General features: G+C 65.1%; 8 protein-coding genes. 4 read left to right on the top strand and 4 right to left on the bottom strand.

What is annotated here, in order from left to right; genetic code table 11:
- On the top strand, window positions 1-241 hold a 241-nt coding region (locus ABW137_RS20240), incomplete at its 5' end, for an MFS transporter (protein ID WP_526403224.1).
- Between the two features lie 125 nt (window positions 242-366).
- Window positions 367-786 carry a nuclear transport factor 2 family protein gene (locus ABW137_RS20235; protein WP_526403223.1) on the top strand — a complete coding sequence of 140 codons (420 nt, stop codon included), beginning with the start codon at window positions 367-369 and terminating at the stop codon, window positions 784-786.
- Between the two features lie 101 nt (window positions 787-887).
- Here ABW137_RS20235 and ABW137_RS20230 read toward each other — a convergent pair whose 3' ends face one another.
- Both ABW137_RS20230 and ABW137_RS20225 read right to left on the bottom strand, forming a co-directional pair.
- Complete coding sequence (locus ABW137_RS20230) at window positions 888-1,172, bottom strand: EthD family reductase (RefSeq protein ID WP_526403222.1); 285 nt, start codon at window positions 1,170-1,172, stop codon at window positions 888-890.
- A 267-nt stretch (window positions 1,173-1,439) separates the two neighbouring features.
- Window positions 1,440-2,309 carry a helix-turn-helix domain-containing protein gene (locus ABW137_RS20225; protein ID WP_526403221.1) on the bottom strand — a complete coding sequence of 290 codons (870 nt, stop codon included), beginning with the start codon at window positions 2,307-2,309 and terminating at the stop codon, window positions 1,440-1,442.
- 751 nt (window positions 2,310-3,060) lie between these two features.
- On the opposite strand from ABW137_RS20225, the gene ABW137_RS20220 reads away from it, so the two are divergent.
- Both ABW137_RS20220 and ABW137_RS20215 read left to right on the top strand, forming a co-directional pair.
- A complete protein-coding gene (locus ABW137_RS20220) occupies window positions 3,061-3,639 on the top strand; it encodes a DUF308 domain-containing protein (protein ID WP_526403220.1) in 579 nt (192 codons plus the stop codon).
- A gap of 195 nt (window positions 3,640-3,834) precedes the next feature.
- Window positions 3,835-4,467, top strand: a complete 633-nt coding sequence (locus tag ABW137_RS20215) for a chorismate mutase (RefSeq protein ID WP_526403219.1) — start codon at window positions 3,835-3,837, stop codon at window positions 4,465-4,467.
- Between the two features lie 83 nt (window positions 4,468-4,550).
- Here the strand turns inward: ABW137_RS20215 and ABW137_RS20210 are convergent, their stop codons facing one another.
- Together ABW137_RS20210 and ABW137_RS20205 are read right to left on the bottom strand one after the other, a co-directional pair.
- The gene (locus ABW137_RS20210; RefSeq protein ID WP_526403218.1) at window positions 4,551-4,829 is read right to left on the bottom strand and encodes a hypothetical protein; all 279 of its coding nucleotides are present in this window, start codon (window positions 4,827-4,829) and stop codon (window positions 4,551-4,553) included.
- A gap of 216 nt (window positions 4,830-5,045) precedes the next feature.
- Window positions 5,046-5,857: NADPH:quinone reductase (locus ABW137_RS20205; RefSeq protein ID WP_526403217.1), on the bottom strand; the 812-nt coding region annotated here is incomplete at its 5' end.

Genomic DNA, 5,857 nt, shown 5'->3' with positions numbered 1-5,857 from the left:
CGTCGGGATCATGCCTGCCTACTTCGCCGAGCTGTTTCCCACGGAGGTCCGCGCATCGGGCATCGGCGTGCCCTACTCCTTCACCGTCGCGATCTTTGGTGGCACCGCCCCCTATCTCGCAACGTGGCTGGCCGCCCATCATCTCGAATGGGTCTTCCCGCTCTACACCGTCGTCCTGGTCGCCATCGGACTAGTCACCACGCTATTGAGCCCGGAGACGAGAGGAAGACAACTCACCTGATGGTGGAGTGCTGCCGTGAGGCCGTCCTGCCCCGCGGTGAGAACGGCCAAACCCGTTGAATAAAGCAATATTTGAATGGAATCACCTGGCTGCCGGTCACCCAGGTACGAGGAAGGGACGCAACCATGGTCGACGAGACGGCGATCGAAGTGCTACGACGGTTCTACGTGGCCGAGACGGCATACCTCCAATCGGAGAACAAGGACTTCTCCCTTCTGGCGCCGACGCTGCATCCCGAATGTGTCGTGCTGCATCCGTCGTCACTGCCCTACGCCGGCCGATGGGTGGGGCATCACGGCGTCCAGGCCTGGCTGGCGAAGTTCGGTGCGACGTGGGTGACCCTGGCTGTCACCGACCCGAAGTTCTTCTCGTCCGGCCCAGACACGGTCTTCGTCCGTTGCACCGTCCACGCCGTGGCCAGAAGCAACGGAAACAACGTGAGTTGGCCCATGCTGCAAATGATTACGATGAAGGACGGGCTCATCATCGAGATCGAGCCGTTCATGTGGGACACCGCAGCCACCCTGAGTGCGTTGCACGGGTAAACGCCATGGGCGCATCGACGGGCACGTGGCGCAGCAATCGCGGGCGGGCCCCCCAAGGTCGATGGTCGCCACCGAGAAGGAGCCCCGATGGCATGTGGTAGTCAGCTCGTCCGGTGCTGGGTGGGCTCCGAATCGGTGAAGACGCGCACGTCAGCCATGACGGCGTCGCTGCCAGGGCAGGCGAGGGCCGCGTCGACGGCCGCGTCGTCCACGAACTCACATAGCGCGACGGCGATCGTGTCTGAGGCATCGGTGGCGGGGAAGTACGCAGTGGCGCTGTGCAATCCGTAAGGCCCCCACGTGTCCATCACCAGTGGCAGATGGGTGTTGACGTAGTAGTGCCGGTCGAATCTCGTCGTGGAGTCTCCGGTGTATGTCACGAACATGGTCGTCATCGTGGTCCGTCCAGTGTTGGCAGGAAGTTCGACGGCAATTCGGTGAACGCCGCCGGTCGCTCCAGGCGCGCGAGGTGAGCTGTGCCGGGTGGGCCGACGACTCGTCCGGCGTTCAAGTCGCGGGCGAGTGGCTCACCGCCGCTGGTGAAGTGGGCGGGCCACTACCTCGCCGTCTGGGTCAGGCGGCGTCGGTGAGGTCATTGATCTCATCGTGGCTGAGCTGCACGATCGCCGCCGCGGGGAGGGTGGTCATCGTAATCAGAGTCCTTTCCAGGCAGATTCGTTGATGCGCGACTGGTCGTGGCGCTCCGGTCGCTGTTCGGTGAGCTGCCGCAGCAGGACAAGGCCGTCGGCACTGGCGCTGCCGGGTTCAGCGCCGTAAACCGAAAGGTGCTGCCCTGGCGAGCTGAGGACGTCGAGAGCCTCGAAGGTGAGCCGCAATGTCCCGACCTGGGGATGGCGGAACTCCTTGAGCTCCCGGGTGCGGGGCCGGACGTCGTAACGGACCCAGGACGCGGCGAATGCCTCGCTGCGTACGCTGAGCGCGCCGACGAGCTGCTCGATACGCTCGTCGTTGGGAAACCGCGCCGATGAGGCGCGCAGATTGCCTGTGGCGATGCTCGCCGCCCGGTCCCAGTCCGCATAGAAATCCCTGGCGAACGGATCGAGGAAGATCATCCGGAGCAGGTTGTCGAACCGCTCGAAACCGGCGTACAGCGCCTCCGCCATGGCGTTGGCCGCCAGGATGTCCTGGGCGCGTCCGACGACGAACGCGGGGACGTCCCGTAGACCGTCCATCATCCGCGACACTTCGGCACTGACGGGGCCGTCGGGCACCGCAGTGGCCTTCGGCGCGCAGTGACCCAGCCGGAACAGGTGAGCAGCAGCCGGATCGTCCAGGCGGAGCACCCGGGCGATTGCCTGCAATACCTGCGGGGAGGGGAACCGCTCGCGCCCCTGCTCGAGGCGGACGTAGTAGTCGGTGCTGACCCCGGCCAAGAGTGCGACCTCCTCGCGACGCAAGCCGGGCACCCGGCGAGACGCGACGTCGGGCAGGCCGACCTCACGTGGCATGGTGGCGTTGCGGCGGGCCCGCAGGAAGTCACCTAATTCGTTGCGTTCGTCCACGGTGACACGCTAATCGCAAAGGACCACTTTCCGGTGTGTGCGGTGCACCCACCCTGTGGCTAGTCGACCCGCGGTCGCGCGGTTCGTCAGTGCGGAACGCTTCTACTCGACCTGTGCGACGGTAGTGCTCCTGGACTCGGTGGCGATGGTCAGCGCCGGGAGCGCTTCAGCGTGTTATCGTTGATATCGGATTCTCGTTCCCCCCAGTTCGAAACACGACGGGTGTCGACAATCGTTTCGCCGATCCTGGACGGGAATTGGCTGCTCCCTGAAAGTGGTTGCGCCGCAAGTGCAGGCGTGGACACTGCGCCGCTCTTTGTCGGAGTGGCCTCGTCATCGGCCGTTCGGCGGCAACCATGGGCAACTTCGGTCGGGAGGGAGGAGTCGTCGTCGCTGTGACGCTACCTGGGTGGAATTCATGTCCGACGAGAGGATTGCCCCTCGAATCTCGCGCGCGCTCTTGAGAAGCTACCTACTAGAAGGTAGTCTGGCCGGCATGCCTACCTTGGTTACGGCCGTCGCCGCGGTCCGTCGCTGCGCTCCCACCCCTTCCGCCAGCATCGACGGGCCCCGGTGACGCCGGCGTCATCCGCGAGTGTCGCCCCATCTAGTAGGTAGACGAAGTTTGACCGAAGCCACCTGCACGGCTTTGGTAGGACCCGCCGCCGGCGGGCCCCCGGTGCGAGTAGGACGTGGGCACAGCTCATCTGCGGCCTGCTCGCGTCCTCCCCTGATGATCAAGGAGCAGAACATGACTCAGATGGTTGGCCACGAGCGCGATATCGCTGATAACAACGCGTGGCTCAAACGGTATTACTTCACCCGCGCCGGCTTTTCCATCGTGTGGGTGGCTGCCGCCTTCGCATTGGCGAACAGCGCGACTGCCATTGTCGCCGCGCTGCTCCTGATCTACCCGGCGTGGGATGCGATCGCCAACGTCATCGACGCGCGGCGCAATGGCGGACTCCGACGCAATCCCACTCAGGCATTCAATGCGGGCGTCAGCACCGTGACGACCATCGCCGTCGCCGTTGCGCTAACCCAGGGCATGAATGCCGTGCTCGGCGTCTTCGGCGTGTGGGCGTCTCTCTCGGGTCTGCTGCAACTCGGCACCGCCGTGCGGCGCTGGAAGACCAGCGGGGGACAGTGGCCCATGGTCCTCAGCGGAATCCAGTCGACGGTCGCTGGAGCAAGCTTCGTTGTGAAGGCTGGTGCGCCCGCCGTGCCTCAGATCACCGAGATCGCCCCATACGCCGCGTTCGGCGCGGTCTACTTCCTCATCTCGGCGATCTGGCTGACGGTCGTCGATGCTCGCCGTCGGCGGGCCTGACCACATTGCCGTTGATCGATCGCCAAGCGGGGGAGAACCGTCCCATGCTTCGCGCGGTGCAACGGCTCCGTGCGGGCCAAGATCCGGCTGAAGGCCGCGCCGGACAACCAACCGGGTCCGACGCGGATGTTCGTACTTGCGTGGGTGTTCGACCGACCAACTATCGGATCTGCTGGTGGTTAGGAGACCGCAGACATGAGAGGAACCCCAATGATCGACACCGTGCGCAGCGATGACGTGGCCGCCGAGTCACGACCACTGATCACGGGCGCACGGCGCATTCTCTTGTTGACCGCCGGTGCGGTCCTCGGAATGTTCGGTGTCGCTCCGGTGGCAGCGGCCGACGATGCCGGACCGCTGTACCGACTGGTGGACACCTCGGCGCAACGCCTCCTCACCGCCGATCCAGTGGCCGAGTCGAAGTGGGTCAACGGTGGCTCGATCGAGGACGAGGCAAGAGCCAATCAGGTGCTCGACACCACTGGCGCCGACGCACGCAACCTCGGACTCGACGAGACGTTCGTCCGCAGGGCCTTCGAGAACCAGATCCACGCCACCGAGGGTGTCGAATACACCCTCTTCGGACAGTGGAAGTTCGACCCGGCGCACACGCCGAAGTCGGCGCCCGATCTGAATGAGATACGGACTGCCATAGACGGTTTCAACCGCGCGATGGTGACGGAGATGGCCGAACAGCGCGACGTCCTGTTTGGCGGGGGCTGCAGGGCCGCCCTCGATGCCGCGCGGACGTCGGTTGCCAGCGACCGCGCACTCGACCCGCTGTACCGCCACGCGCTCGACTTTGCGACCTCGTCGTACTGTGTGTGACGTTGCCACCGCACCACACCGATAAAGGTGTGGGCGGATCGCCCCGAGCATCCGGTTGGCGCCATTCGGAAGGCGCCGTTGAGTCAGTCTCGCGCATCCTTCTGCTCGGCCGGCAGGGGAGCCGGGCCGCTGAAGCCGGGAACGGCTTTGGGGGTCTGCGGCTCCCTGGGAGCAGCGGATCGCGTCGCCGTCTGACCGGTCTGCATCGGTGATTTCGACACCGTGAGTTCCGTAGTGTTCTCCGACGGTGACGTACCAGCCCCGAGTGCGAACATCGTGATCAGCGCTCCCGCGCCGACTGACACGAGTCCCAGCTTCCCTAGCCGGACAGCTCGGTTGGGCGCGTAGTTCTGGGTCGTCATCTGATCTCCCTCGTCATGGTCTTCGGCACCTGTGAAGGTGTCGTCGGCGCGACCAGTCTCCTGGCCACGGGAGGCTCAACGCGAGTGCGAAAGGATCAATTCCGTGATCAAGGCAACGTCACAGTCACGCTTGGATGCAATGCAAACGGAGGCAAGAGATCCTCGCGCGTTGCGACATGATCAGCGCCGAGTCCAGCCGCACGTGCGAGGTCAGGGTCAGGGCGTGACGACGACGTTGCCGCCAGGCCTGTTCTCGGCGGCCTCGTGGGCGGCAGCGATGTCCTCTAGCGGGAACGTGGCTGCGATCGTGGGGCGCAATTCTCGGCGCTCTAGAGCGCTATTGATCGAGTCGACGGCGGCGGCGCGTAGCCGGGTCGGCATCGTGAACACCTGGATCGTTCTCACCGACACAGCCTTGTATTGCAGGTCGTAGTAAGGAATGACGGGCTCGCGGTTCGAGGTCGACGAGTAGCTCGCTATCGTGCCGTAGGGCGCGACGACCTTGGCATCGACGCGGATGTTCGCGGCGAAGTCCACCTCGACGATTTTGTCGACTCCCTGGGGAATTATCTTCAAGACCGCTGCGGCGACCTCGTTCTCGCGGTAGTTGATGACGTGGTGGGCACCCGAGTCGCGGGCACGTTGCTCCGCCTGGGCTGAGCTGACCGTGGTGATGACGGTGGCCCCGGCTGCCGCGGCCAACTGCACGGCCAGTTCGCCCACTGATCCAGCGCCACCCTGAACCAGGATGGTCGAATCCGCCACGGGCCCGTCTGCGAAGACGCCAGCGTGCGCGGTGAAGGCCGGAACTCCAAGGCAGGCAGCGACTTCGAAGCTGGTACTGGCTGGGAGATCGCTGGCACAGCTCTCTGGCACCGCGACGTACTCAGCGGCCGTTCCGGACTCGCCGGGCGCCGGGGCGTCGTAGCCGTGTCGGTGGACGGCGTTCCAGATCCAGACGGCGCTGCCGATGCGGGCGGGATCCACGCCTGCCCCGACCGCTACGACGATCCCAGCACCGTCACTGT

Origin of the sequence: Mycobacterium sp. (genome assembly GCF_040509115.1) — a bacterium.
GTDB lineage: Bacteria > Actinomycetota > Actinomycetes > Mycobacteriales > Mycobacteriaceae > Mycobacterium.
This window is presented reverse-complemented; position numbering and strand designations above follow the sequence as displayed.

Coding starts and splice junctions, on each gene's coding strand:
- ABW137_RS20235 (WP_526403223.1), top strand. CDS start 367: ATGGTCGACGAGACGGCGATCGAAGTGCTACGACGGTTCTACGTGGCC.
- ABW137_RS20230 (WP_526403222.1), bottom strand. CDS start 1,172: ATGTTCGTGACATACACCGGAGACTCCACGACGAGATTCGACCGGCAC.
- ABW137_RS20220 (WP_526403220.1), top strand. CDS start 3,061: ATGACTCAGATGGTTGGCCACGAGCGCGATATCGCTGATAACAACGCG.
- ABW137_RS20215 (WP_526403219.1), top strand. CDS start 3,835: ATGAGAGGAACCCCAATGATCGACACCGTGCGCAGCGATGACGTGGCC.
- ABW137_RS20210 (WP_526403218.1), bottom strand. CDS start 4,829: ATGACGACCCAGAACTACGCGCCCAACCGAGCTGTCCGGCTAGGGAAG.